The organism is Clostridium sp. (genome assembly GCF_017888565.1).
In the GTDB taxonomy this organism is placed as follows: domain Bacteria; phylum Bacillota; class Clostridia; order Clostridiales; family Clostridiaceae; genus Clostridium.
Map to the genome: position 1 here is coordinate 1 of NZ_JAGHFX010000018.1, position 26,144 is coordinate 26,144.

Sequence of the window (26,144 nt, forward strand, 5' to 3'; positions counted from 1 at the left end):
TGATTATTATAATAATGACCGTTGTCAGTGGAACTTAAAAAAGCTGACTCCTGTTCAATACAGAAATCAGCTCTTAGCTTCCTAACTCTCTTTTTTAAAATGTCCTTGACATAGGGACCAGTTTAGTACTATCCCATACACATTTTTTATTTAAATATTAATTTATCAGCTAAACTTACTATTTTTTGCTTGGAATAACAAGAAGATAATTTAGATAGTTTGCAGCGCATTTTTTCTAATTCCTTTGGATTAGAAATTAAATTATCTATTGCTAAGTTTAATTCTAAAAGATTATCTATATATAAAGCATATCCATTTGAGGTTAAAAATTCTACATTTTGCGTTTCCTGACCTGGAATGGCAAATGGAATTAATAAAGGTAAATTTTTAGTTATTGCTTCAGTAACTGTAAGACCACCAGGTTTACTTATTATTAAATCTGAATATTCCATTAAAGAATCAACATCTCTTGAAAAACCTAATATATGAAGTTTTTTATCTTTAATTGAATATTTATATTCCTTAAGTAAATCTTCCTTTAAATTTTCATTTTTCCCACATACAACTGTTATTCTAAGCTTATTTGAGTTATTCAATAATTCTTTTAAAACATAAGAAATGTTTTTTAATCCCATGCTACCACTCATCAACAAAATATTGAAATAGTTATCGGTTTTAGTTGCTTTTATATCGGACTTATTCTCTAAAAACTCATCTTTAACAGGAATTCCAAAAGTAAATATCCTTTTAGAATCTATGCCTCTTTTAGCTAAATCCTCTTTTGTATTATCACTTGCAGTGATATAAGCGTCTATATTTTTATCTATGTATGTAGAATGAGCTTTAAAATCAGTTACTATAACTATTACAGGTTTATTTAAGCCTTTTCTTTTAAGAGATCCCATTATATTTACTGCAAATGGATGCGTAACTAATATTATATCTGGACTAATTGAATTAATTAGTTTAGAGATCTTTCTTTTAGTAAAGCAAAAAACTAAAGATAAAAGCCTATTTGTAAAACCTGTATCAGTAAGTTTATATGCAAATCCATAAGTTTTTGGAAAAAAAGATGCTGATATTTCATATCCACTAATAAATAATTTAGTTAATATTTTACTATTATTTCTTAAAAAATCATGGCGTATAACTTCATATCCAGAGTTTTCAAATGAACTAGATATTGAACTTGCAGCCTGATTATGACCTTCCCCTGTAGAAGTTGTTAATATTAAAATTTTTTTCATGATTAAATAACACTCACTTTTCTAAATAACATAATATAATTAAGGTAATAGTATAATTATATAGTAGTTCCATAAAAATAAATAATCTGATATATCTGTATATATTAAAATTAAGAAAATTATTTAAATATAATTACCATTATATTATATTATAAAAATCTATGTAAAACATAAAAAAATAAAATTCTAAGATAAAATTAAGAAATAAAAGAAAAAATGGGAAAGACTATGTCTTTCCCAGAATTTCCTATTTGTTAAGATTAAATCTCTTATTGAATTTGTCAACTCTTCCGCCAACATCAATAATTTTTTGTTTACCAGTGAAGAATGGGTGGCATTTAGAGCATATTTCTACTTTTAGTTCATCTTTAACTGAACCAGTTGTAAAAGTATTTCCACATGCACACTTAACTACAGCTTCGTGGTTGTATTTTGGATGTATGCCTTCTCTCATATTTTTCACCTCTTTCAACTACTTAAATAACCATTTGAGTATATCATAGGTGTTTTATTGAGTCAAGGAGATTACATAATAAAAATATCTTTGATTAGTTATTATATAAGATGCTATAATTTAAATATATCTAATGAAAAAGGAGAAATAAAATGAGTAAATTATATTTTAGATATGGAGCTATGAATTCAGGAAAATCAACACATCTTATGCAGGTTGCTTATAACTATGAAGAAAGAGGTATGAATGTTGCATTAATAAAACCTTTCACAGATAAAAAGGGTGGGGAAAGACTAGTTTCAAGATTAGGTGTTGAAAGAAAAGTAGATTTAGTTATTTATGATCAAGATAATATATTAGAAAAAGTTCAAGAGTATAGAGAAAAAAATAAAAATATAGATTGTATATTAGTTGATGAAGCTCAGTTTTTAAAATTAAAACAAATAGATCAATTATTTGAGATAGCAGTTGTATTAGATATACCAGTAATATGTTATGGATTAAGAACTGATTTTAAAATGCAAGGGTTTGAAGGAAGTACAAGATTATTATTACTTGCTCATAGTATAGAAGAAATGAAAACTATATGTAAGTGTGGAAGAAAAGCTGTGTTAAATGGAAGAAAAATCAACGATAGATTTGTTTTTGAAGGAGAACAGATTGCAATAGATAATGTAGATAATGTTGAATATGAGTCTTTATGTGGACACTGCTATTTTAAATATAAAAATAATTTATAAATAGAAAGAGTGGTAAAATGAGAAAATGTGAAGTTGGAGGCCAAGCAGTTATTGAAGGAGTTATGATGAGGGGGAGTAAAGGACAGGCTACAGCAGTTAGAACTCCAAATAAAGAAATAAAAATAGAATTTAAAAAAATAGTACCTATAACTAAAAAATATAAATTTTTAAATATTCCATTTATTAGAGGGATATTTGTGCTTTTAGATTCGCTTATTACTGGAATTAATACATTAAATTATTCAGCATCATTTTTTGAAGATGAGGATGAAAGTGAATCAAAATTTGAAATTTGGCTAAAAAATAAATTTGGTGAAAGAAGTAATGATTTAATAATTGGAGCAACTATGATATTATCATTTGCTATTGCTGTAGGATTGTTCGTAGCATTACCTACAGCAATTGCATCACTGTTTAGTTATTTAAATTTACCAGCTATAGCTTTAAATTTAATAGAAGCGGTAATTAGAATTACGATTTTACTTGTTTATATGTATTCTATAAGTAAAATGGATGATATTTATAGGGTATTTCAGTACCACGGAGCTGAACATAAATCAATTTTTTGCTATGAGTCAGAAGAAGAATTAACAGTAGAGAATGTAAAAAAATTTAGTAGATTTCATCCAAGGTGTGGAACAAACTTTTTATTTTTAATTATGTTTGTTAGTATATTAATATTTAGCTTTACTGGATGGGGGGGATTTCTTGAAAGGTTAATACTTAGAGTGCTATTAATTCCAGTTGTATCAGGAATAACATATGAGTTAATTAAGTGGCTTGGAAAAAATGATAATAAATTAGCGAAGATAATAGCATATCCAGGATTAAAACTTCAAGAGCTTACAACAAAGGAACCAGATGATGATCAAATAGAAGTAGCTATTGCAGCTCTTATGAAGGCAGAAGGACTTAAACCTAAAGAAAAAACAATAGGTGAATTATTAGATAAAGCATCTAAGGAATTAAAAGAAGAGAATATAGATACTTATATTTTAGATTCACAGTTATTGTTAGGTAATGTTTTAGCAAAGGATAAATTGTATATAATAACAAATAGGGATAAGAATGTTTCTTTAAAAGATGAAAAGGAATATTTGGGTTTAGTAGAGAAAAGAAAAAATAAAATGCCTATCAAGTATATTTTAGGTGAAACAGAGTTTATGGGATTAGATTTTAATGTAGAAGAAGGGGTCCTAATTCCAAGAGGTGATACAGAGGTATTAGTAGAAGAATTATTATCTATCATAAGTGAAGAAGATGAACTAAATGTTTGTGATTTATGTTCTGGAAGCGGAGCAATTGGAATATCTCTTGCAAGTTATAGAAAAAAAATAAATGTAGAAGAAATAGATCTTTATGAGATTCCAGAAAAAATAACTAAAAAAAATATTATAAAGCATGGATTAGAGGATAGAGTTAAATTTATTAAAAGTGATTTATTAAAGGAGCCAATAAGTCAAGGAAAGAAGTATGATATAATAGTTTCAAATCCTCCATATATTAAAGCTGATGAAATAAGTAATTTAATGGATGATGTGAAAAAATATGAGCCTCATACAGCACTAGATGGTGGTGATGATGGATTATTATTTTATAAAAGAATAATCGAAGAAAGCAAAATCACACTAAATAATGGAGGGATACTAGCTTTTGAAATTGGTTATGATCAGGGAGAAGAGGTTAGTGATTTGATGAGAGAAGTTGGGTTTTACAATATAAAATTGGTAAAGGACTTGGCAGGATTAGACAGAGTTGTGCTGGGATACTTTAAATATTGATAAATTTCTATCTCTTGTGATATAATAGGGAGATATTAAAAAATATAGTACGGAGTGATATTTATGTTATTAGATAAATTGGCTTTTATAGAAAATAAATATGATGAATTATCTGTAAAGATATCAGATCCTTCAATAATGGCTAACCAAAATGAATGGAGAAAGCTATGTAAGGAGCATGCTGATTTAGAAGTCATAGTTACTGCATATAGAGAATATAGAACAGTTATAGATGATTTAGCAGCTAACAAAGAAATGTTAGCAGAAGAAAGCGATAGGGAAATGAGAGAAATGCTTTCAGAAGAAATCTCAGACTTAACAGCGAGAGAAGAAGAGTTAGAAAAGCATATTCAAATACTTTTATTACCTAAGGATCCAAATGATGATAAGAACGTTTTTGTAGAAATAAGAGGTGGTGCAGGTGGAGATGAAGCCGCTCTATTTGCAGCAAATTTATTTAGAATGTATACAAGATATGCAGAGACACAAAGATGGTCAGTTGAATTAATGAGTGCTAATGAAACTGATATTGGTGGATTCAAAGAAGTAGTATTTATGATTAAGGGATCAGGAGCATATTCTAAGCTAAAATATGAAAGTGGTGTACATAGAGTACAAAGAGTCCCAGATACAGAATCAAGTGGTAGAATTCATACATCTACAGCAACAGTAGCTGTTCTGCCAGAAGTTGATGATGTAGAAATAGAAATAAACGAAAAAGATTTAAGAATAGATGTTTATAGATCTTCTGGTAATGGAGGACAATGTGTTAATACAACTGACTCAGCTGTAAGAATAACACATATACCAACTGGAGTTGTTGTTGCCTGTCAAGATGAAAAATCACAGTTAAAGAATAAAGAAAAAGCTATGAAGGTTTTAAGATCTAGATTATATGAAGCGGCAGAAGCTGAAAGAAATGCTGGTATAGCAGAAGATAGAAAGAGTCAAGTAGGTTCAGGGGATAGAAGTGAAAGAATAAGAACTTATAACTATCCTCAAGGAAGAGTTACTGATCATAGAATTGGGTTAACACTTTATAAGTTAGAGTCATATTTAAATGGTGATATAGAAGAAGTGATTAATGCATTAATTACAGCTGATCAAGCTGAAAAAATGAAAAAAATGGGTAATACAGACGCTATTTAATAAAAAGCCTTACATTTTATAATGTGGGGCTTTTAAAGTAGGTGGGAAGAATGAAAATAAACAAAGCATTAAAAAAAGAAAAAAATCATAAAAGGAACTTCTTTATATTAATGTTCATGCTATTTACAATACTTCCTTTAGTAGCTTTATTGGCACAAAATAAGAATATGTTTTTATGGGCTTATTTAGCGCTTATAGAGGGATTAATAATAATATCGTGTATAAATAAATTGAATTATCATAGGTTAAGATTTTATTGTAATAATAATAAATTAAAATTTAAAAGTGGATTATTTTCAAAAGAATCAGTTATTATATGTGATAAGGTAGCAGTTGTACATACTGATAAAACAAAGGAAGAAATGGATATTATATTAATATCGACTGTTAGATTTAGAAATAAATATTTAAAGCCTGTAACAAAAGCCTTCATTAAGAGATATCCAGAAGCATCAGAAGAATACTTAAAAGTAAAAAAAATAAATCCAGAAGAAAATTACTATTTTCAAGTTATAAAAAAAGGTGCTTTAAAGAAATATAATTTATTAGATGAGATATATAAAAATTGTGTTAGGGCATCTTATACATCTTCAGCTATAGAAAATATAAAAATAGCAAGAGAGCAGATAGAAATATAAAGAGAAAGAAGGTAGAACTTTTGGAAACAAAGGTAGCTATTATAAAAGATATTAATAAAGATATTGAATATTTAAAGGAAGCAGCTGACATTATATATAATGGAGGAGTTGTTGCATTTCCGACAGAAACAGTATATGGTTTAGGCGCTAATGCGTTAAATGATGAGGCGGTAGAAAAAATATTTAACGCAAAAGGTAGACCACAAGATAATCCTTTAATAGTACATGTTTCTTCGAAAGATATAACTAACTTAGTTAAAGATGTTCCAGAGGTAGCACAAAAACTTATGAATAGATTTTGGCCAGGTCCTTTGACCATAATTCTAAATAAAAAGGAAGTAATTCCAAATAGGACTAGTGCAAATTTAGATACAATAGGTATAAGAATGCCAAACGATAAAATAGCATTAAAGCTTATAGAATTATCTGGATGTCCGATTGCAGCGCCATCAGCAAATATATCAGGAAGGCCTAGTCCAACTGAAGTGGAACGTTGCATTGAGGATTTAAGTGGAAGAATAGATTATATCCTTGGAGGAGAAAGAAGTAATGTAGGTGTTGAGTCAACAATAGTGGATTGTACAGTTAATCCTCCTATGGTTTTAAGACCTGGTGGAGTAACTTTAGAAATGCTACAAGAGGTTTGTATGGATATAAAAATAGATAAAGCAATACAAGGAAAACCTGATGAAAACTTGAAGCCTAAAGCACCGGGGATGAAGTATAGACATTATGCTCCAAAGGCCAAATTAAAAATAATAAAGGGAAATAAGCAAAAAACTATTGAAAAAATTAATGAAATAGTACAAAATTATATAGAAAATCAAAAAGAGGTTGCGATACTATCAACAGATGAATTGTGTAGTTCTTTTAATAAAGGTAAAGTGATTTCTTTAGGAAGTGAAAAAAATCTATATGATGTAGCAAGAAATTTATTTGAATCACTTAGAGAATGTGATGATTTAAATGTTGACATTATATTATGTCAAGCCTTTGATGAAAAGGGTGTAGGTCTTGCTATAATGAATAGATTAAATAAAGCCGCAGGCTTTGATATAGTAGAAGTATAATTAGGGAGGGAAGGGGGCACCTTTCCTTTTTTATTATATAAATTTATCATTATAATGGTTAGGAGGTACATTCTTATGAAGATAGCAGTAGGTTCAGATCATGGTGGAGTTGAATTAAAGGAAGAAATAAAAAAATATCTTGCAATAGAAGGATATGAAGTAAAAGATTTTGGTACTAACTCTACTGAATCATGTGATTATCCTGATTATGCATTACCAGTGGCAGAAGCAGTAGTGGCAAAAGAGTTTGATTTTGGAATTTTAATATGTGGAACAGGTATAGGTATAGGCATTGCAGCAAATAAGGTTCCAGGAGTTAGGGCAGCATTGTGTTCTGATACTTTTAGTGCTCATGCAACAAGAGAACATAATGATGCAAATATATTAACTCTTGGTCAAAGAGTAGTAGGACCAGGGTTAGCATTAGATATAGTAAAAACATTTTTAAATACTGAGTTTCAAGGTGAAAGACACCAAAATAGAATTGATAAAATAACAGAGATAGAGAAAAAATATTATAAATAATAAAAATTAAAAGTGCTGTAGGAGGAATATAAATGAGCAAAGTAACACAAATAGATCACCCATTAATATTACATAAATTAGCTTTCATAAGAAATAAGGAAACAGGTTCAAAGGATTTTAGAGAATTAGTAGAAGAGGTTTCAATGCTTATGGCTTATGAAGTAACTAGGGATTTAAGCACTGAGGAAGTAGAAATAGAAACTCCAATTTGTAAAACAAAATGTAAGATGTTATCAGGTAAGAAAGTAGCTATAGTACCTATATTAAGAGCAGGACTTGGTATGGTAGATGGTATGCTTAAGCTTATACCAGCAGCTAAAGTTGGTCATGTAGGACTATATAGAGATGAAGAAACTCTTCAACCAGTAGAATACTTCTGTAAGCTACCTCAAGATATAGCAGAAAGAGACGTAATAGTAGTAGATCCAATGTTAGCTACAGGTGGATCAGCAGCAGATGCTATAACTATGTTAAAGAAAAGAGGAGCAAAAAATTTAAGACTTATGTGCTTAATAAGTTCTCCAGAAGGTGTTGAATTTGTTCAGAAGGCTCATCCTGATGTAGATATATATGTTGCAGGAATAGATGAAAAGTTAAATGAACATGGATACATAGTTCCTGGACTTGGTGACGCAGGAGATAGATTATTTGGAACTAAATAATAAATTAATAAAGAGTAGCTTAAATATAAGCTACTCTTTATTAATTTATTAATTATCATATAAGATATAGTATTATTTGTTTATTTATATTTAAAAGTGTATAATTAGATAAACATGTCACTTATAAGGAATGTAGAGTTAATTAGAATAAAGCCTTAAATAAATAGAAATATTAAATTATATAGTAGTGGAAAATTTATTTTTAATTTTAATTAGGAGGAACCTAAAATGGATAAGAAGAAAATAATAACTATATTTGGTACTAGGCCTGAGGCAATAAAAATGGCTCCTTTAGTAAAGGAATTAGAAAAAAGAGAAGGAATTGATTCAAAAGTTTGTGTAACAGCTCAACATAGAGAAATGCTAGATCAAGTTTTAGACTATTTTGATATAGAACCTGATTTTGACTTAAATATAATGAAGAGTAAGCAAACTCTAACTGGAATAACTAATAGAGTTTTAGAAGGCTTAGAGGAAATATTTTTGCAAGAAAAACCAGATATGGTTTTAGTTCATGGGGATACTACGACTACATTTTCAGGAGCTCTTGCAGCTTTTTATCAACAAATAAAAGTTGGTCATGTGGAAGCAGGACTCAGAACCTTCGATAAGTATTTTCCGTTTCCGGAAGAAATGAATAGAAAGCTTACAGGGGCTTTAACTGATTTACATTTTGCGCCCACTAAAAGTTCAAAATCAAACCTTTTAAGAGAAGGTGTAAATGAAGCAGATATTTACATAACAGGTAATACAGTTATAGATGCAATGCTTCATACTGTTAAGGAAGATTATATATTTGAGAATGATATATTAAATAAAATAGATTTTAAAAATAAAAAAGTAATAATGATAACAGCACATAGAAGAGAAAACTGGGGAGAAGGAATAGAGAATATTTGCGAATCTTTAAATAAAATAGTAGATGAAAATGAAGATGTTGAACTTATATATCTAGTTCATTTAAATCCAGTAGTAAAAGATGTTGTATATAATAAATTAGGAAATAAAGATAGAGTACATTTATTACCTCCATTAGATACTCAAGAAACACATAATTTGATGAGTAAATGTTTTATGGTAATGACAGATTCAGGTGGATTACAAGAAGAAGCCCCACATCTAGGAAAGCCAGTATTAGTTCTTAGAGATGTTACAGAAAGACCAGAGGCTGTTGAATATGGTACAGTAAAATTGGTTGGAACTGATATAGATAAGATAGTGTTAGAGGCTAATAATCTAATAAATAACAAAGATGCTTATATAAAGATGAGTAAGGCGGCCAATCCTTATGGTGATGGGCTAGCATCAAAAAGAATTGCGGATATAATAGAAAATTATTTTAATATAAGAACAATGAAAATAGAGGAATTCCTAATATAAATATAAAAAAGATAAAGTTTTGCTGTTGATTAAAAGGAATAAAGTGGTATAATTAAATTGTGTTAATTGTTTAACAAATTAGACAATTCTAACGATTTATGGAGGAGATGTGGATTATGAGAGAAGTTGTAATTGCAAGTGCAGTAAGAACTGCCATTGGTTCATTTGGCGGAGCTTTAAAAGATGTATCAGCAGCAGATTTAGGTGCAATAGTAATAAGGGAAGCAGTAACTAAAGCAGGTATAAAAGGTGAATTAGTAGAAGAAGTGGTAATGGGAAATGTAATTCAAGCTGGACTTGGACAAAATGTTGCAAGACAAGCTGCGGTAAAGGCTGGATTACCAGTAGAAGTTCCAGCTATGACAATAAATAAGGTATGTGGTTCAGGATTAAGAACAGTTGCTTTAGCAGCTCAAATGATAAAAGCTGGAGACGCTGATGTAGTAGTTGCTGGTGGAATGGAAAATATGTCTCAAGCTCCTTATTTGTTAAAAACATCAAGATGGGGCCAAAGAATGGGTGATGGAAAAATGGTAGATTCCATGATTAATGATGCTTTATGGGATGCATTTAATAATTACCATATGGGCGTAACAGCAGAAAATATAGCTAAAGAATGGAATTTATCAAGAGAGGAGCAAGATGAATTTGCACTTAACTCTCAATTGAAAGCTGAAACGGCAATTAAGTCAGGCAGATTTAAAGATGAAATAGTTCCAGTAGCTATACCTCAAAGAAAAGGTGAACCAAAAGTATTTGATACTGATGAATACCCAAGATTTGGAGCTACAATTGAAGGAATGACTAAATTAAGACCTGCATTTATAAAAGATGGTACTGTAACAGCTGCTAATGCTTCAGGGATAAATGACGGTGCAGCAGCATTTGTAGTAATGAGTGCAGAGAAAGCAGAAGAATTAGGAATAACTCCATTAGCAAAAATAGTTTCTTATGGGCAAAGAGGATTAGACCCATCAATAATGGGATATGGTCCGTTCCATGCTACTAAAAAAGCTTTAGAAGTAGCAAATCTTAAAGTAGAGGATTTAGATTTAATAGAAGCTAATGAAGCATTTGCAGCTCAAAGCTTAGCTGTTGCAAAAGATTTAAACTTTGACATGAGTAAAGTTAATGTAAATGGAGGAGCCATAGCTTTAGGTCATCCAGTTGGAGCATCTGGTGCTAGAATATTAGTTACATTACTTCACGAAATGCAAAAGAGAGATGCTAAAAAAGGTTTAGCAACTTTATGTATAGGTGGAGGAATGGGAACAGCACTTATAGTTGAAAGAAAATAATTCATATAAATATAAAAACTCTTGATATAGCATCGAGAGTTTTTATATTTATATGAATTATTAAAATAGTAATAGATAATAATAGTATATGAGAAGAAATAATAAATAAAATAGATATATTAATTAGAAACTCATTTAATGGTGAAGTGAGTTGAAAATGAGATTATTAAAAACTTATAAAATGGTTATTTTGAATAAAAAGATGCAGATTATAAAAGTCTATAAAAAACTAAAAAAAAAAGAACAAAATAAAAAAATGAATAATCAAATAAATGTTTATTCATTTTTTAAAATAATAATATATAATTAATTATCCTAAAAGCTTCTAAAAGCTTCTAAAGACTATTTTGAAATACATATTATGGAAATAAAATATAAAAAAATTCGTATGAAAATGATATCAGTAGCAAAAATCTATATAAAGAATATTGGAAAAATTCTGAAAATTGAATAACATTCCTTTAATATTACTATATATGAAGAAAATAGAAATAAAAGTGAAGTTACTTAAGTAAAATAGGAATAAACTCATTAAATCATCAAATATAAAGATTAAATGAGTTAAATGAATAAAAATAAGATTTTCATTAATGTTTTCAGAGTACTATAATAACAAGAGTTAGTTAGGGGTGAGGATAAAATGAGTAGAGAAATGAATAAGTTAATATTTAAGTTGGTAAAATATGATTTAATAGCAGGATTCATTTTTGTACTTATAGTATCCATTCTGATTAATTTAAAAGTGGCGCTTATTTTTTTATTAGGTTTAATGATATCATTATTAAATACAATAAGTAGTGGCTTAATTTTAGAATATTCTTTAAATAATAATAAAAAAATATTATTAGCTTTTAGTTATATTATAAGAATAACTACTATCATTATTATAGCATTGCCATTTTTAAATAACTTAATACAACTAATGGCATATCTTATAGGATATTTATCACATTTTATTTTTATTGTATTATATTCGATAAGAACAGGGAAAGGGAGTGATTAGGTGGAACCACTAGAACCTATATGGTCTTACGCTATTGGACCCATTAAAATTGAAATAGTTCCTGAAGTGGTAATGCAGTGGATAACTATTGTATTAATAGCACTTATCGCTATATGGGCGACAAGGAATATGAAGCTTAGACCTAATAAAAAACAAGCTGTAGTGGAATCTATATACACTATGTTAAAAAATGTAGTTACAGCAAATATGGGAGAGGAATTTTTAGACATTATTCCTTTTATAGGTAGTTTAGCAGTATTTTTATTATTTATGAATTTTACTGGACTGATAGGATTACCTGTACCTACCAAGAACTTTAGTGTAACAGTAGCATTAGCTTTAATAACTTTTTATATGGTACAGTTTTATACGATTCGAAAGTATGGTTTGAAAAGTTATTTTGGAGGATATACGTTCCCTCTAGCTATAATTACACCAATAAATATATTAGAAAGAATAATGCTTCCTGTATCATTAGCACTAAGATTATTTGGTAATATACTTGCAGCTACATTCTTAGTAGAGTTGTGTTATGAAGCACTACATCATATAGGATTTATAGCTCAAATAGGAATACCTGTGCCTTTACATGCATATTTTGATATTTTTGATGGTGGTATTCAAACAGTAATTTTTGTAATGTTAACCATGATAAATATTAAAATGATAGCAGAACATTCAGGACATACAGAACATTAAATTTAATTAAGTATTATATTAATTTATCAATTATATAATTATTATTTTGTTTTATCTTAAAGGAGGATTTTATTATGGAAATATCAATGAGAGCATTAGGAGCAGCAATAGCTGTATTAGTAGGTATAGGAGCTGCAATTGGAATAGGAAATGCAACAGCTAAGGCTGTAGAAGGAATATCAAGACAACCAGAAGCAAGTGGTAAGATAACTACTGCATTAATGCTTGGATCAGCTTTCGCAGAAGCAACTGCAATTTACGGTTTATTAGTATCAATCCTTTTAATTTTCGTTGGAGTAAAATAGTGTCTTAGGGCTCCAGAAGGGAGGCAATAGTATATGTTAATGGAAATAAACCCTAGTACCCTTATAGCCACTATAATTAATTTTATTATTCTTTTTGCAGTTCTAAAGTATTTCTTTTTCGATAAAGTTAAGGCTATTATTGATGAAAGGGAAAATCTTATAAATGAACAATTAGACAATGCTGAAGAAGAAGCTGAAAAGGCTAGAATGCTGGCTATAGAAAATGAAAGAGTATTAAAAAGTGCTAGAGAAGAAGGGAAGTTAATTACAGAAAGACATAAGCAAAAAGCTGAAAAGATATATGATGAAATAGTTGAAGAAGCTAATCAGGAAGCTAAAATTATCTTAGAAAGAGCTAAAGTTGAAATAAATAGAGAAAAAGAAAAAGTAGAGTATCAATTAAAGAAGGAAGCTATAGATTTAGCTATTGAACTTTCTAAAAAGGTTATAGAAAAAAATATAGATGAAGAAAAGAATAGAGAGTTAATTGGAGAATTTATTACTAAGGTAGGTAATTCATAATGTATGAATATTTAGACCGAAGATATGCATTAGCTCTATATGAAGTAGCTGAACAAAAAGGGAAAGTTCAACAGTATCTACAAGATTTAAGAGAAATTTGTAACCTTATAGAAACAAATAAGGAATTCTACGAAGTAATTAAGCACCCTCAAATTAGTACTAAAAAGAAAAAGAGAACTTTTATAAATATTTTTAAAGGACATATAGATGAGGAATTATTATCATTTTTATTAATTCTTATAGAAAAAGATAGAATACTTTATTTAAAGGAAAAGCTTAATGAAATGGAGAAAATTGATTTAGAGCGAAAAAACACTCTAAATGGAATTGTAAAAACGACGCTTCCTTTAACTGAAGAAGAATTCAATAAGTTAATAAAAACATTAGAAGAAAAATATAATAAGCAAATTATATTAGAACAAGTCATTGATGAAAGTATTCTTGGGGGAATATATGTAAGAGTTAATAATGATGTTATAGATGGAACGGTTAAATCTAAATTAGATGAACTAAGAGATTTAATGCTTAGAACAGAATAGAGGTGAAGGTATGAATATTAAGCCTGAAGAAATAACTTCCATAATTAAAAAGGAAATAGAAAGATATGAAAAAGAAATAAAAACTGTAGATTCAGGTACTATAATCCAAATTGGTGATGGTATAGCAAGAGTTTATGGATTAGATGATTGTATGGAAGGTGAATTATTAGAATTCCCTAATAATGTTTATGGTATGGCTCTAAATCTAGAGCAAGATAACGTAGGTTGTGTTCTTTTAGGACCAGAAGAAGGAATTAGAGAAGGCGATATAGTTAAAAGAACTAATAAGATAGTTGAAGTACCAGTAGGTGAAGCATTATTAGGAAGAGTAGTTAACTCATTAGGAGAGCCTATAGATGGAAAAGGACCAATAAATAATTCTGGTTATAGAGCGATAGAAGTTTCAGCTCCTAGTATTATAGATAGAAGTTCTGTTAATGAACCTTTACAAACAGGGATAAAAGCAATAGACTCTATGATTCCGATAGGTAAGGGGCAAAGAGAACTTATAATTGGAGATAGACAAACAGGGAAAACAGCTATAGCGCTAGATACAATATTAAACCAAAAAGGTAAAGATGTAATATGTATATATGTTGCTATTGGACAAAAACAATCAACAGTTGCAAATATAGTTAATACTTTAGAGGAATTTGGTGCCTTAGATTATTCAATAGTTGTAAGTGGTACAGCTTCTGAATCAGCTCCATTACAATATTTAGCGCCTTATGCAGGATGTAGTATGGGTGAATATTTTATGCATCAAGGAAAAGATGTGCTTATAATATATGATGATCTTTCTAAGCATGCAGTAGCTTATAGAACTATGTCACTATTACTTAGGAGACCACCAGGTAGAGAAGCTTATCCGGGAGATGTGTTCTATATTCATTCAAGACTTTTAGAAAGAGCTGCAAAGCTATCTAAGGAAAATGGTGGAGGATCATTAACAGCTCTTCCAATAATAGAAACATTGGCTGGAGACGTAACGGCTTATATACCGACTAACGTTATATCAATAACAGATGGTCAAATATTCTTAGAATCTGATTTATTCCATTCTGGGCAAAGACCAGCAGTTAACGCTGGTATATCAGTGTCAAGAGTTGGTGGAAATGCTCAAATTAAAGCGATGAAACAAGTTTCAGGAACTTTAAGGCTTGAATTAGCTCAATATAGAGAACTTGAATCTTTTGCTCAATTTGGTTCTGATTTAGATAAAGATTCTAAAAAGAGACTTGAAAAAGGTAAGAGATTAGTAGAAGTGTTAAAACAAGATCAATACTCCCCTATGGCAGTAGAAAAACAAATTGTAATTTTATATGCAATAGTAAAAGATTTTCTATCAGATGTAAAAGTTAGTGATGTAAGAAGATTTGAGAGAGAACTTTTAGAATATATAGATACTCATCATAGAGAGTTATTAAAGAAGATAGTAGATGTAAAATCATTAACAGATGAAATAAAAGTAGAATTAGAAAACTATATAGTAGAGTTTAAGAAATTATTCTTACAAGATGCATAGCTTAAATAGCTATGCACTTCTTTAGGAGGTGGAAATTTGGGATCAGCAGGACTTATAGAAATAAAGAGAAGAATAAAGTCGGTTGAAAGTACAAGAAAGATAACAAAAGCTATGAATCTTGTAGCCACTTCTAAACTTAGAAAAGCAAGGAAAGAGCTTAATGATAATGAAGAATACTATAGATTATGTGAAGATATATTAATTAATTTAATGTCAGCATTACCAGAAGACTATGAAAGTTCTTTCTTTAAGAAAGCTTCTAAAGATTTAGATAAACTATATATTGTTATAGCTTCTGATACAGGTCTTTGTGGAGGCTTCAATGGAAATATAGCTAATAGTATGAACGAAATGATTAAAGACAAAGGATCAGCTAGAATAGTTGTTGCAGGAAGTAAGGGAATTTCTTATATGAAGAAATATGGGTTTGATACAGTTAGAGAGTATGTAGAAATTCCAGATATACCTACAATAAAAGAAGTAAGATCTATATACGATGATGCTTTATATATGTTTAAAACTGGAGAGATAGGTGAAGTCAATATAGTATTTACAGAATTTATATCTCCTATAAAGCAGGAAGTAAAAATAGAAAAGTTATTTCCATTAGAAATAGAAAATAAAAAGTCAGAACAATTTTTAATTGAACCTAGTTTAGAAGAGGTTTTAAATTCAAGTTTAGATGTATATTTTAAGAGTAAATTAAGAAGAGCTATGTTGCATTCAAAGGTTAGTGAACAAAATGCTAGAATGACAGCTATGGATGGAGCAACACAAAATGCTAATGATATATTACAATCTCTAAATCTTAAGTATAATAGAATAAGACAAGGAATGATAACGCAAGAGATATCAGAGATTGTAGGAGGAGCAGAAGCTCAAAAATAGTAAGGAGGTATTACTATGCCTGAAAGAGTAGGAAAAGTAGTTCAAGTAATTGGACCAGTAGTAGATATAAAATTTGATTCAGATGCACTACCTAACATTTATAATGAAATTAGAATAGATATGGGAGAAAAACTACTAATAGTTGAAGTTGAACAGCATATGGGAGACGACATTGTTAGAACCATAGCTATGGAATCTACTGATGGATTAAAAAGAGGAATGAAAGCTACTGATATGGGAAGATGTATATCTGTTCCAGTTGGTAGAGAAGTATTAGGAAGAGTATTCAATGTTCTTGGTCATCCTATTGATAATGCTGGAGATGTAGATATTAAAGAGATGTATCCAATTCATAGACCAGCACCAAGTTTTAAAGAACAATCTTTAGAACCACAAATGTTTGAAACAGGAATAAAGGTTATAGATTTATTAGCTCCATATCAAAAAGGTGGAAAGATAGGACTATTTGGAGGAGCTGGGGTTGGTAAAACAGTTCTTATACAAGAATTAATAAATAATATAGCAAAAGAACATGGAGGTCTTTCTGTATTTACAGGGGTTGGTGAAAGATCAAGAGAAGGTAATGATTTATATTATGAAATGAAAGAGTCAGGGGTTATAGATAAGACAGCTTTAGTATTCGGACAAATGAATGAATCACCAGGAGCAAGAATGAGAGTTTCATTAACTGGATTAACTATGGCTGAATACTTTAGAGATCAAGGTCAAGATGTTCTTTTATTCATAGATAATATATTTAGATTTACTCAAGCGGGATCAGAGGTTTCTGCTTTATTAGGAAGAATTCCTTCAGCAGTTGGATATCAACCAACTCTTGCGACTGAAATGGGAGCCCTTCAAGAAAGAATAACATCAACTAAAAATGGATCAATTACATCTGTTCAAGCAGTATATGTTCCAGCAGATGACCTTACAGACCCAGCACCAGCGACAACATTTACTCACCTTGATGCAACAACGGTTTTATCAAGAAGCATAGCTGAACTTGGAATATATCCAGCTGTCGATCCGTTAGAATCAAATTCAAGAATATTAGACCCAAGAGTGGTTGGAAGAGAACATTATGATGTAGCTACAGAAGTAAAAAATATCTTAGAAAGATATAAAGAATTACAAGATATAATTGCAATTCTAGGAGTAGATGAACTATCAGATGAAGATAAAAAAGTTGTTGCAAGAGCAAGAAGAGTTCAAAGATTCTTATCACAACCATTTACAGTAGCTGAACAATTTACAGGTATGCAAGGAAGATATGTGCCAGTAAAAGAAACTGTAAGGGGATTTAAGGAAATTTTAGATGGTAAATATGATGATTTACCAGAAGCAGCTTTCTTATTTGTAGGATCTATAGAAGAAGCTATAGAAAAAGCTAAGACCTTAAGATAGGGGATGGAATTATGAGTAAAACTTTTAAAATAAGTATAATCGCCCCGGGAAAAGAACTATTAAAATTAGAGGCTGAAAGCTTAATTACTTTAACTAAAGATGGTGAAATTGAATTCAGAGCAAATCATACTCCTATAATAATAAGTACTATTCCGACTACTACATTGATAGTAAATGGAAATAATAAAGAAAGAATATTTACATCATCAGGAATAGTTTATTTAAAGAATAATGAATTAAAATTTTGCTGTGATGCTGTAGAGAAAGAGTCTGATATAGATGTAGATAGGGCAGAAAAGTCAAAGGAAAGAGCGGAAAAAAGGTTAAAAGAAGATAAAAATATAGATATTGAAAGAGCTAAAAGAGCGTTGGCAAGAGCTAATGCAAGAATTAGTACTATAAGTATTAATAATTAGCCTTAAATAGAGGGATAAAAGAAATGGAATTTCTTTTATCCCTCTATTTTTTTATAATCAATTTAGATATGTATAAATATGACAATTAATCACAAATTTCAACTAAATCTATATATTATATTATAGCTATTAATTTTGAATAAAAAAAAATAAACTGGACAATAATTAAATAGAAAGGTAGGGGGATATTGTGAAGAATATTATGAGATTAATGTTTGTTTTAAGCTTATCTTTATTAATTATTGGTGCAGTTCCAATTAGATCTAATTCACACTCAGATAATTTTGATTTTATGGAAACTGAATTTATAAAAAACAGTAATTTTATTCAAAATGGTATTAAGGTGGAATATAGTATAAATCAACCTATTGATAAAGAGTTATCTTTGCTTAAAGACAATTTTAAAAAAAGTTTTGGAGAAGATGTACAATCTAATGAAAATATCATTGTTTATAAGGACTCAATTAAAGAAATAAAGGCAGTAGTGTGGAGTAATAATGAAAATATCAAAGTTCAAATTACTTATATAAATAATGATAAAGATGCTAATACTTTTCAATTGAAGAAAGAATTAAAACAAATACAAAATATTGCAGCAAAAAATATAAAATATTTTAATTTTATAAAGGTAAAAATAATAGAAGACCAAAAGCAGAATCTTTTAGATATACTAAAGAAAAATATAGATATGGAAACTCTAGAAGTGTTAAATATTCATAATGGGTCAGTAGGAAAAGCAAAGCTATATGATGGAAATAAAATTAATATAGGGTTTACTAAATATGATACAGGAGAATATTTAATTATTGGAACACCAGTGATATTCGTAACATACTAACAATTCATTATGGAGGACAATATGGAAAAAATTATAGTTGAAGGTGGTAAAAAACTAAGTGGTGAAGTGAATATTAGTTTGGCTAAAAATTCTGTTTTACCGATAATAGTTGCAAGTATTTTAAGTCCCAATGATATAATTATTCAAAATGCACCTATGTTAGAGGATGTAGTAGTTTTAACTGATTTATTATCAGGAATGAATTGCCAAATTGAAAATAAATCAAATGGCGATCTTAGAATAAATACCTCTAGTATTAAAGAAGCAGATATGAATAGTGAACTAATAAGAAAGATGAGAGCATCTTTTTTAATTATGGGACCTATGTTATCTAGATTTGGAAGATGTAAAATATCGATGCCGGGAGGATGTAACATAGGTAGTAGGCCTATTGATTTACATTTAAAAGGCTTTAAACTTTTAGGTGCAGAAATTGAAACTGGACATGGTTTTGTGGAGGCTAAAGCAAAAAAACTTAAAGGAAATAGAATATATTTAGATTTTCCTTCTGTTGGTGCAACTGAAAATATTTTAATGGCATCTGTTTTAGCAGAAGGGACAACAATCATTGAAAATGCAGCTGAAGAACCAGAAATATGGGATTTAGCGAACTTTCTAAATTCAATGGGAGCAAGAATTCACGGAGCTGGAATGGGCAAGATAACTGTAGAAGGGGTCAAAGAATTAAAAGGAGTAACTTATAAGCCGATATATGATAGAGTTGAAGCTGGAACATTCATGGTAGCAGCAGCTATAACAAATAGTAAGATTACTATAAATGGGGCTAATGAAGATCAATTAAGACCAACTATTGAAAAATTAAAAGAATGTGGGGTAAAATTTAAGAATATAAAAGAGGATGTTATGCTAGTTGATGGAACCGGCAAGAAAGGCCCTGTTGATATAAAAACATTGCCTTATCCTGGATTCCCTACAGATATGCAAGCTCAAATGATGACGTTATTAGCTGTAACAAAGGGATCAAGTATCATAACAGAAACTGTATTTGAAAATAGGTTTATGCATGTTGCTGAATTAGTAAGAATGGGCACTAGTATAAAGATAGATGGAAGAACTGCAATAATAGAAGGCGTTGAATCTTTAACCGGTTGTGAAGTGAAAGCCACAGATTTAAGAGCTGGAGCAGCTATGATATTAGCTGGGCTAGTAGCACAAGGTGAAACTGAAATTAGTGACATATATCACATAGATAGAGGTTATGTGAATATAGAGGAAAAGTTTAGAGGATTAGGAGCTAATATATACAGGGTTGATAGATAAATATATTTAAAATAAATATAGCTATATTCACCTAAATAAAGAACTTAGAGTTAAATCTAAGTTCTTTATTTTTGTATATTAGTTCAAAGTAACTTAACATAAAAAATAAAAAATAAAGTATACTTAATAAATTTTTACATATATTAAATTGTATTTATTTAATTAGGAGGCGGTGTGATTGAAAAATAAATTAAATTCAATAGAAGGAATGGTATCTCTTATCTTTTTTAGCACTCTAGTTTTAATATCTATGATTGCAATTCCAATGTTTGTAATTAAGTCTTCTCCAGTCAATGCACTTGAAGAAAAACAAGTAGATAATACTGATATAAATACTGAGACAAAAGAAGATAATTTTGTAACTCTAACTGGAAATGATGTTATAAAAGTTCATTTGACAAAGGAGGATAAAATAATAGAAGTTCCATTAGAAGAGTACGTAAAGAGTGTAGTATCAGGAGAAATGCCAGCTAGCTTTGAATCAGAAGCTTTAAAAGCACAGGCTATAGCAGCAAGAACATATGTAGCAGCTAAAAGAACTAGACCATGTAATGAAGCGAATGGGGGAGATGTATGTGATACTACTCACTGCCAAGTATATATAACTAAAGAAAGTAGATTAGAAAAATGGGGTGACCAAGGGAATGAAAATTGGGCAAAAATATCAGAAGCTGTTGATGCTACAAAAGGAATGGTTTTAACATATGATAATAAATTAGTACAATATCCACAATTTTTCTCTACAAGTTCAGGAATGACAGAAAATGCTGTTGATGTATTTTCAAGTGATGTTCCTTACTTAGTATCAACAGAAAGTAAAGGAGAAGAAATAGCACCTAAATTTACTAGTGAGTTTCCATTTGATATATCTAATTTCGTAAATGATATAAATTCAAAATATGAAGATGCAAAAATAACTGAAGGGAATCTACAAAATGATATAGAAATTTTAAGTAGAAGTGATGCTGGAGGAGTAAAAGAAATAAGATTTGGAGGAGCAAAAGTTAAAGGTGCTGATTTTAGACTAGCATTTGGATTAAGCTCAACTAATTTTCAATTTAGTATAAGTGGAAATAAGATAATATTTACTTGTAAAGGCTATGGTCATGGGGTTGGTATGAGTCAATGGGGAGCAAATGTTATGGCTAAGGATGGAGAGAAATATGAAGATATATTAAAGCATTATTATACAGGCACTGAGTTAAAAGAGGTAAAGTTTAATTAATTGTTGTTATTAATGGATGAATAGAAAATGTATAGATAAATCTAATTACTTAAAGCATAAACATATTATAAGGAAGTAAGATATAAGGCTATATGAAGTAGCATTATATCTTACTTCCTTTTCATTTTAAAACAATAAAATTATAACTTGTTAATAAGTACTATTAATTCTTAATTTTTTAAGTATGATTACTAGAAATGTTGGGAAATGTAGAAATTTGATGTAAATAAATCCATATTTAATTGTATTAATTTATTAGAACGGGCAAGAATACAAAAAGGAGGTGTTGATATGGACCAAAATAAGAAAGATAAGGTAAAAGACTTTTTCAGAAAGGAGGGCTTTTATTTAGTACTATTCCTTTGTTTATGTGTAATTGCAACTGTTGCTGTTGTTACAACAAAGAAAAATAAAGCATTAGAACAAAGTAATCAATCACAAAATGAATTTACTTTAAATGTTGAGGATAAAGCAACTTCAGAGGTGCAAAAACAAAATGCTGATAGAGTTGAAAATACTCAAAATAATGAATTAGCAGAAGGACAAGAAAATGAAATAGCATCAGGAGAAGAAGATGTTAATGTTTCTACAGGAACTAATGTAGAAGTGAGCTTTGCAAATCCTTTAGATGGATCAATTGCAAGAGGATATACTTATCCAAAGCCACAATCTATGAGTGATGGAAGTAGTAGAAACATCAGAGGAATAGATATAAAAGCTAGCGTTGGAACAGAAGTTAAAGCCGCAGCTGTAGGTGAAGTAAAAGAAGTTTCAAGCAAAATTGAAGAAGGAAACTATGTATTAGTTGCCCATGCAAATGGATTATATACAAAGTATAGTAATTTATCTAAGGACATAAGGGTAAACGTTGGAGATAAAGTAACAGAAGAAACAGTTATAGGAACTGTAGGAGATAGCTCTAAAATATTTACAAATAATGAATTTGGTGAACATTTAAATATTCAAGTTCAAGATGTAGATGGAAAAGACTTAGATCCAACAACATATTTTACATTTAATCAAGAATAATAAACATTCATCAGTCATTAATCTAAAATGGCTGATGAATAAATTAAATTTTAATGGTCGCGTATTAATAAGCTATCCAAAGGGAGGTAATATTTTGAAAGATTATATAGAAGAAAGAGTTTTAGAAGTAGCAAAATATATTATAGATTCAAAAGATACAATTAGAAAAACTGCAAAAGTATTTGGAGTAAGTAAAAGTACTATTCATAAAGATATGACAGAAAGATTACCTAAGATAAATCCAGCTATAGCAGAACAAACTCATTCGATATTAGAGTTAAATAAAGCTGAAAGACACATAAGAGGTGGAAAAGCTACCAAGATGAAATATAAGACAGCAGAGTAGTAATTGATTACAAAATTAAATACAAATATATTGAAGGATTACCATATTCCATATATAATAAGAAATAGAACGAATATTGTAAAATAAGAGAGATTTCAAATATTATATAGTGTGAATAGAGTAGGAGTGAACAAGGAATGTGGTTTTGGAGAAATAGGAGCGATTTAGGAATAGACTTAGGTACGGCGACTGTTTTAGTTTATGCAAAAGGTAAGGGAATAATATTAAAAGAACCATCAGTTGTTGCAATAAATAAGAATAATAATAAAGTGCTTGCAGTTGGTGAAGAAGCAAGAAGAATGATTGGAAGAACTCCAGGTAATATAGTTGCGGTAAGGCCATTGAGAGATGGTGTTATATCAGATTATGATATAACAGAAAAAATGTTAAAAGAATTTATTAAAAAGGCGTATGGAAAGAGTAAGATTACGGCTCCTAAAGTAATGGTATGCGTTCCGTCTCAAGCAACAGAGGTTGAAAAAAGAGCAGTAATTGATGCTGCAAGAAATTCTGGAGCTAAAAAAGTTCATTTAATAGAAGAGCCTTTAGCGGCAGCAATAGGTGCAGGATTAGATATAACTAGGCCAAGTGGATCTATGGTTGTAGATATCGGTGGAGGTACTACTGATATAGCTGTAATATCTCTTGGTGGAGTTGTTGTAAGATCATCTATTAAGGTAGCAGGTGATACATTTGATGATGCAATAATAAAGTATGTAAGAAATAAGTACAAGATAATGATAGGTGAAAAAACTGCAGAAGAATTGAAAGTAACTATAGGGTCAGCATTTAAAGGATCAAGAAATTTAACTGCAAATATGAAAGGGAGAAATTTAATTACTGGGTTACCAGATGAGCTCTCTATTTCAACAGATGAAATAGTATATGCATTAAGAGAATCAGTGTCTTTAATTGTTGATAGTGTTAAATTTGTATTGGAAAAAACACCACCTGAGCTTGCTGCTGATATAATAGAGAGGGGAATCCTGATGACGGGTGGAGGTTCTTTATTAGATGGATTAGATAAGCTAATAGAGCATGAAACTGGTGTTACTGTTGAGGTTGCAAATAATTCAGTGGAATCAGTAGCAGAGGGAACAGGTAAAGTTTTGGGATATTTAGATAAAATAGATACAAGTTCTTCAGATAATGAAATAACATTAGTTGATTAATTTATAGATATTATTAAATACATACATTAAATTTATAAAATTATTAAAGGGGAGTTTAAAAACTCCCCTTTTAATTATGAGTAAGATTATATGCATAAATAATGGCAGATGAAATTATCTTTGACATTTCCATAACCAAATGGAGACGAATACTTCTAGATGTAAAAAATTCAGCATTTTCACTTGAGTCAATAATACCGATTATAGAAGCTACACCAACGTCAGGTAAATTTTTACCTACTCCTTTTCCAGGATGTATTGGATAATCTCTGGTATGTATTTCACCAATAGAATTAGATTCTCCTAAGCAGGCATCTATTCCTATTATTAAAGATTTTGGATGTAATTTATTAATTTCTTTTAACCTATTATTTATATTAAGAGCATGTATTGGAGATTCTATAGTTCCGTACACTGGAAGAGGAAAATTTTTTTCTTTTAAAAATGTACCAACCATTGGACCTAAGCAGTCACCAATGCACTTATCAGTACCTATACATACAATAACAGTATTATTCGTAATATAGTCTTTGATAAATTTTGCTATTTCGATATGAGAATTATAAGAATTATATAATACTTTATGCTTCACTAAAAATTCACCTCCGCTTATACAATATATGTTTCAAGATTAATAAATATAATAAAATGTATAAAAAAACATAAAAAGGAAATTAATTAAATAAAAGGAGATGAATAAATATGAAAAAAAGATTTTTTTATATAATTACTATAATTCTTGGAGCCATTATCCCGATATACTATTTATTAATATGGGAGCCATTAAAAAGTGAAGAGGTTATAAGTAATAATTCCATAGGAGCTATTAATGAAAATGTTTTAAATGATGATGAAGTTTCAAATGGTAAAGATATATCAAGTGATGGGAATAAGAAAAAAATAGATAATAATAAAAATGGCTTTAATAATAAAGGGGAATCTAATATTAGAAAGAATAGTAATTATAATGAAAATATACTAAATAATAAAAAGGAAATAGAAGCGATATCAATAAAGCAAAGTGATATTGAAAATAATTTGTTTGCCGAACTAGAAAAAAGTGAAAAGTTGGAAATAGACAGAATGTTAAAAAGTTTATCTATAGTAGATATAGTGAAGGTGAATGATTATTTTTCTGATAAATATGATAACGATAATATAAGAGAAGGGTTTTTATTAGTAAAAAAGAGAATGTCCTTATTGGATTATGAAGAGTTTAAGAATATTCTAAGTAGATATACTGATTTGGATATTATTGAAGAAAAAATTTTATAATTTGAAAGTTAATAAAAATATGTATTTATTTTCGTAGTAAAAATTCAAATAATTATTAATAATAAATAAAAAATTATAATGCCTTGGGTAAATTTATTTTTAGGACAATATAAGACAATAAAAAAGTGATATTAGTATTAAATAGGAGAAAATTAAAGAAATATAGAAATAAATAAGTATAATCTTTATAAATGAGTTAATAACGCACTTGAAATTAAGATACAATAAATATATACTAATCATTGTCAGTTGAGGCGACAATGTTTACTTAACTGAAATTAAATAAATTTTAATGGGGGAGTTCCCGAGTGGCCAAAGGGGGCAGACTGTAAATCTGTTACGTTTCGTTTCGATGGTTCGAATCCGTCCTCCCCCACCACAAAAGACAAGAATTCTTGTCTTTTTTTTATATTTGCAAATAACTTAATATTTTGTTAGTTAAGTAAATTAAATATGCAATAAATTTGATTTTTAAGTTGACTAGTAGTATTAAAGGTGATATACTCTAAAAAGTAAAATTTGATATTAGTTCTTATCCAGAGAGGTGGAGGGAGAAGGGCCCGATGAAACCCGGCAACCTACTTTATTAAGTTTAAGTGTGGTGCCAATTCCTGCAAAGTAATTTTGCAAGATAAGAAAGATTAGGATTTTTAACGTCTCTTCTTATCGAAGAGATTTTTTTATTTTATAAATTAATTCAGAATTAATATCAAATAAAATGAAAGGAGAA

General features: G+C 29.3%; 29 protein-coding genes, 1 tRNA gene and 1 riboswitch. Of the genes, 27 read left to right on the forward strand and 3 right to left on the reverse strand.

Going from position 1 to position 26,144, the window contains the following annotated elements; genetic code table 11:
- Positions 1–85, forward strand: an 85-nt coding sequence (locus tag J7M87_RS03170) for an IS3 family transposase (RefSeq protein WP_291648866.1), incomplete at its 5' end; no start/stop codon positions are given.
- A 61-nt stretch (positions 86–146) separates the two neighbouring features.
- On the opposite strand, the gene J7M87_RS03175 is transcribed toward J7M87_RS03170, so the two are convergent.
- Both J7M87_RS03175 and rpmE read right to left on the reverse strand, forming a co-directional pair.
- A complete protein-coding gene (locus J7M87_RS03175; RefSeq protein ID WP_291648581.1) occupies positions 147–1,247 on the reverse strand; it encodes a glycosyltransferase in 1,101 nt (366 codons plus the stop codon).
- Between the two features lie 247 nt (positions 1,248–1,494).
- Complete coding sequence (rpmE, locus tag J7M87_RS03180; RefSeq protein WP_008676589.1) at positions 1,495–1,701, reverse strand: 50S ribosomal protein L31; 207 nt, start codon at positions 1,699–1,701, stop codon at positions 1,495–1,497.
- Positions 1,702–1,853: 152 nt separating this feature from the next.
- Between rpmE and J7M87_RS03185 the strand changes: the two genes are divergently transcribed.
- The 24 genes from J7M87_RS03185 (at position 1,854) to J7M87_RS03300 (ending at position 24,139) form a co-directional block, all read left to right on the forward strand.
- On the forward strand, positions 1,854–2,441 hold the full coding sequence (locus tag J7M87_RS03185) for a thymidine kinase (RefSeq protein ID WP_291648583.1): 588 nt from the start codon (positions 1,854–1,856) through the stop codon (positions 2,439–2,441).
- Positions 2,442–2,458: 17 nt separating this feature from the next.
- The gene (gene prmC, locus J7M87_RS03190; protein ID WP_291648585.1) at positions 2,459–4,222 is read left to right on the forward strand and encodes a peptide chain release factor N(5)-glutamine methyltransferase; all 1,764 of its coding nucleotides are present in this window, start codon (positions 2,459–2,461) and stop codon (positions 4,220–4,222) included.
- A 63-nt stretch (positions 4,223–4,285) separates the two neighbouring features.
- Complete coding sequence (prfA, locus tag J7M87_RS03195) at positions 4,286–5,371, forward strand: peptide chain release factor 1 (RefSeq protein WP_291648587.1); 1,086 nt, start codon at positions 4,286–4,288, stop codon at positions 5,369–5,371.
- 50 nt (positions 5,372–5,421) lie between these two features.
- Entirely contained in the window at positions 5,422–6,009 is a 588-nt protein-coding gene (locus tag J7M87_RS03200) for a hypothetical protein (protein WP_291648589.1), read from the forward strand.
- Positions 6,010–6,029: 20 nt separating this feature from the next.
- Positions 6,030–7,079, forward strand: a complete 1,050-nt coding sequence (locus J7M87_RS03205; RefSeq protein WP_291648591.1) for an L-threonylcarbamoyladenylate synthase — start codon at positions 6,030–6,032, stop codon at positions 7,077–7,079.
- 75 nt (positions 7,080–7,154) lie between these two features.
- Positions 7,155–7,604 carry a ribose 5-phosphate isomerase B gene (gene rpiB, locus J7M87_RS03210; RefSeq protein ID WP_291648593.1) on the forward strand — a complete coding sequence of 150 codons (450 nt, stop codon included), beginning with the start codon at positions 7,155–7,157 and terminating at the stop codon, positions 7,602–7,604.
- A gap of 32 nt (positions 7,605–7,636) precedes the next feature.
- Positions 7,637–8,266 (forward strand): uracil phosphoribosyltransferase, encoded by a 630-nt coding sequence (gene upp / locus J7M87_RS03215; RefSeq protein ID WP_142691549.1) that lies wholly within the window; start codon positions 7,637–7,639, stop codon positions 8,264–8,266.
- A 228-nt stretch (positions 8,267–8,494) separates the two neighbouring features.
- Positions 8,495–9,646 carry a UDP-N-acetylglucosamine 2-epimerase (non-hydrolyzing) gene (wecB, locus tag J7M87_RS03220; RefSeq protein ID WP_291648599.1) on the forward strand — a complete coding sequence of 384 codons (1,152 nt, stop codon included), beginning with the start codon at positions 8,495–8,497 and terminating at the stop codon, positions 9,644–9,646.
- Positions 9,647–9,762: 116 nt separating this feature from the next.
- Positions 9,763–10,944, forward strand: coding sequence for an acetyl-CoA C-acetyltransferase (locus tag J7M87_RS03225; RefSeq protein ID WP_291648601.1), 1,182 nt, complete (start codon positions 9,763–9,765; stop codon positions 10,942–10,944).
- A 640-nt stretch (positions 10,945–11,584) separates the two neighbouring features.
- The gene (locus J7M87_RS03230; RefSeq protein WP_291648602.1) at positions 11,585–11,947 is read left to right on the forward strand and encodes an ATP synthase subunit I; all 363 of its coding nucleotides are present in this window, start codon (positions 11,585–11,587) and stop codon (positions 11,945–11,947) included.
- Complete coding sequence (locus tag J7M87_RS03235; RefSeq protein ID WP_291648603.1) at positions 11,948–12,646, forward strand: F0F1 ATP synthase subunit A; 699 nt, start codon at positions 11,948–11,950, stop codon at positions 12,644–12,646.
- Between the two features lie 74 nt (positions 12,647–12,720).
- Positions 12,721–12,951: an ATP synthase F0 subunit C gene (atpE, locus tag J7M87_RS03240; protein WP_008676605.1), complete on the forward strand. Its 231-nt coding sequence runs from the start codon at positions 12,721–12,723 to the stop codon at positions 12,949–12,951.
- 39 nt (positions 12,952–12,990) lie between these two features.
- Entirely contained in the window at positions 12,991–13,473 is a 483-nt protein-coding gene (locus J7M87_RS03245) for a F0F1 ATP synthase subunit B (RefSeq protein WP_291648869.1), read from the forward strand.
- Positions 13,473–14,012: a F0F1 ATP synthase subunit delta gene (locus tag J7M87_RS03250; RefSeq protein WP_291648608.1), complete on the forward strand. Its 540-nt coding sequence runs from the start codon at positions 13,473–13,475 to the stop codon at positions 14,010–14,012. The genes J7M87_RS03245 and J7M87_RS03250 overlap by 1 nt, the downstream gene beginning before the upstream one ends.
- A 10-nt stretch (positions 14,013–14,022) precedes the next feature.
- A complete protein-coding gene (gene atpA, locus J7M87_RS03255; RefSeq protein ID WP_291648610.1) occupies positions 14,023–15,537 on the forward strand; it encodes a F0F1 ATP synthase subunit alpha in 1,515 nt (504 codons plus the stop codon).
- A gap of 36 nt (positions 15,538–15,573) precedes the next feature.
- Positions 15,574–16,425, forward strand: coding sequence for an ATP synthase F1 subunit gamma (gene atpG / locus J7M87_RS03260; protein ID WP_291648612.1), 852 nt, complete (start codon positions 15,574–15,576; stop codon positions 16,423–16,425).
- 15 nt (positions 16,426–16,440) lie between these two features.
- Entirely contained in the window at positions 16,441–17,832 is a 1,392-nt protein-coding gene (atpD, locus tag J7M87_RS03265) for a F0F1 ATP synthase subunit beta (protein WP_291648615.1), read from the forward strand.
- Between the two features lie 11 nt (positions 17,833–17,843).
- Positions 17,844–18,248, forward strand: a complete 405-nt coding sequence (locus tag J7M87_RS03270) for an ATP synthase delta/epsilon chain alpha-helix domain-containing protein (RefSeq protein ID WP_291648617.1) — start codon at positions 17,844–17,846, stop codon at positions 18,246–18,248.
- Between the two features lie 190 nt (positions 18,249–18,438).
- Entirely contained in the window at positions 18,439–19,086 is a 648-nt protein-coding gene (locus J7M87_RS03275) for a hypothetical protein (RefSeq protein ID WP_291648618.1), read from the forward strand.
- Positions 19,087–19,107: 21 nt separating this feature from the next.
- Entirely contained in the window at positions 19,108–20,367 is a 1,260-nt protein-coding gene (gene murA, locus J7M87_RS03280; RefSeq protein ID WP_291648621.1) for a UDP-N-acetylglucosamine 1-carboxyvinyltransferase, read from the forward strand.
- 178 nt (positions 20,368–20,545) lie between these two features.
- A complete protein-coding gene (gene spoIID / locus J7M87_RS03285; RefSeq protein ID WP_291648623.1) occupies positions 20,546–21,592 on the forward strand; it encodes a stage II sporulation protein D in 1,047 nt (348 codons plus the stop codon).
- A gap of 291 nt (positions 21,593–21,883) precedes the next feature.
- A complete protein-coding gene (locus J7M87_RS03290) occupies positions 21,884–22,621 on the forward strand; it encodes a M23 family metallopeptidase (RefSeq protein ID WP_291648625.1) in 738 nt (245 codons plus the stop codon).
- Between the two features lie 94 nt (positions 22,622–22,715).
- Positions 22,716–22,967 (forward strand): sporulation transcriptional regulator SpoIIID, encoded by a 252-nt coding sequence (gene spoIIID, locus J7M87_RS03295; RefSeq protein ID WP_195262752.1) that lies wholly within the window; start codon positions 22,716–22,718, stop codon positions 22,965–22,967.
- Between the two features lie 137 nt (positions 22,968–23,104).
- Entirely contained in the window at positions 23,105–24,139 is a 1,035-nt protein-coding gene (locus J7M87_RS03300; RefSeq protein ID WP_291648629.1) for a rod shape-determining protein, read from the forward strand.
- A gap of 70 nt (positions 24,140–24,209) precedes the next feature.
- Here J7M87_RS03300 and yyaC read toward each other — a convergent pair whose 3' ends face one another.
- Positions 24,210–24,731 (reverse strand): spore protease YyaC, encoded by a 522-nt coding sequence (gene yyaC, locus J7M87_RS03305; RefSeq protein ID WP_291648631.1) that lies wholly within the window; start codon positions 24,729–24,731, stop codon positions 24,210–24,212.
- A gap of 110 nt (positions 24,732–24,841) precedes the next feature.
- Here yyaC and J7M87_RS03310 point away from each other — a divergent pair, with 110 nt between their 5' ends.
- Positions 24,842–25,414 carry a hypothetical protein gene (locus tag J7M87_RS03310; protein ID WP_291648633.1) on the forward strand — a complete coding sequence of 191 codons (573 nt, stop codon included), beginning with the start codon at positions 24,842–24,844 and terminating at the stop codon, positions 25,412–25,414.
- Between the two features lie 294 nt (positions 25,415–25,708).
- Positions 25,709–25,793 (forward strand) — tRNA-Tyr (locus J7M87_RS03315).
- Positions 25,794–25,943: 150 nt separating this feature from the next.
- Positions 25,944–26,052, forward strand: a riboswitch (SAM riboswitch).
- The last annotated feature ends 92 nt before the right edge of the window (positions 26,053–26,144 follow it).

Bases quoted from the DNA above. Each gene is read 5' to 3' on its own strand.
- J7M87_RS03230 (WP_291648602.1), top strand. From the start codon at position 11,585: ATGAGTAGAGAAATGAATAAGTTAATATTTAAGTTGGTAAAATATGAT.
- J7M87_RS03185 (WP_291648583.1), top strand. From the start codon at position 1,854: ATGAGTAAATTATATTTTAGATATGGAGCTATGAATTCAGGAAAATCA.
- J7M87_RS03245 (WP_291648869.1), top strand. From the start codon at position 12,991: ATGGAAATAAACCCTAGTACCCTTATAGCCACTATAATTAATTTTATT.
- J7M87_RS03250 (WP_291648608.1), top strand. From the start codon at position 13,473: ATGTATGAATATTTAGACCGAAGATATGCATTAGCTCTATATGAAGTA.
- murA (WP_291648621.1), top strand. From the start codon at position 19,108: ATGGAAAAAATTATAGTTGAAGGTGGTAAAAAACTAAGTGGTGAAGTG.
- atpA (WP_291648610.1), top strand. From the start codon at position 14,023: ATGAATATTAAGCCTGAAGAAATAACTTCCATAATTAAAAAGGAAATA.
- prmC (WP_291648585.1), top strand. From the start codon at position 2,459: ATGAGAAAATGTGAAGTTGGAGGCCAAGCAGTTATTGAAGGAGTTATG.
- upp (WP_142691549.1), top strand. From the start codon at position 7,637: ATGAGCAAAGTAACACAAATAGATCACCCATTAATATTACATAAATTA.
- rpiB (WP_291648593.1), top strand. From the start codon at position 7,155: ATGAAGATAGCAGTAGGTTCAGATCATGGTGGAGTTGAATTAAAGGAA.
- J7M87_RS03310 (WP_291648633.1), top strand. From the start codon at position 24,842: ATGAAAAAAAGATTTTTTTATATAATTACTATAATTCTTGGAGCCATT.
- rpmE (WP_008676589.1), bottom strand. From the start codon at position 1,701: ATGAGAGAAGGCATACATCCAAAATACAACCACGAAGCTGTAGTTAAG.
- atpD (WP_291648615.1), top strand. From the start codon at position 16,441: ATGCCTGAAAGAGTAGGAAAAGTAGTTCAAGTAATTGGACCAGTAGTA.
- atpE (WP_008676605.1), top strand. From the start codon at position 12,721: ATGGAAATATCAATGAGAGCATTAGGAGCAGCAATAGCTGTATTAGTA.
- J7M87_RS03200 (WP_291648589.1), top strand. From the start codon at position 5,422: ATGAAAATAAACAAAGCATTAAAAAAAGAAAAAAATCATAAAAGGAAC.
- J7M87_RS03290 (WP_291648625.1), top strand. From the start codon at position 21,884: ATGGACCAAAATAAGAAAGATAAGGTAAAAGACTTTTTCAGAAAGGAG.
- J7M87_RS03175 (WP_291648581.1), bottom strand. From the start codon at position 1,247: ATGAAAAAAATTTTAATATTAACAACTTCTACAGGGGAAGGTCATAAT.
- J7M87_RS03225 (WP_291648601.1), top strand. From the start codon at position 9,763: ATGAGAGAAGTTGTAATTGCAAGTGCAGTAAGAACTGCCATTGGTTCA.
- wecB (WP_291648599.1), top strand. From the start codon at position 8,495: ATGGATAAGAAGAAAATAATAACTATATTTGGTACTAGGCCTGAGGCA.
- prfA (WP_291648587.1), top strand. From the start codon at position 4,286: ATGTTATTAGATAAATTGGCTTTTATAGAAAATAAATATGATGAATTA.
- J7M87_RS03300 (WP_291648629.1), top strand. From the start codon at position 23,105: ATGTGGTTTTGGAGAAATAGGAGCGATTTAGGAATAGACTTAGGTACG.
- J7M87_RS03270 (WP_291648617.1), top strand. From the start codon at position 17,844: ATGAGTAAAACTTTTAAAATAAGTATAATCGCCCCGGGAAAAGAACTA.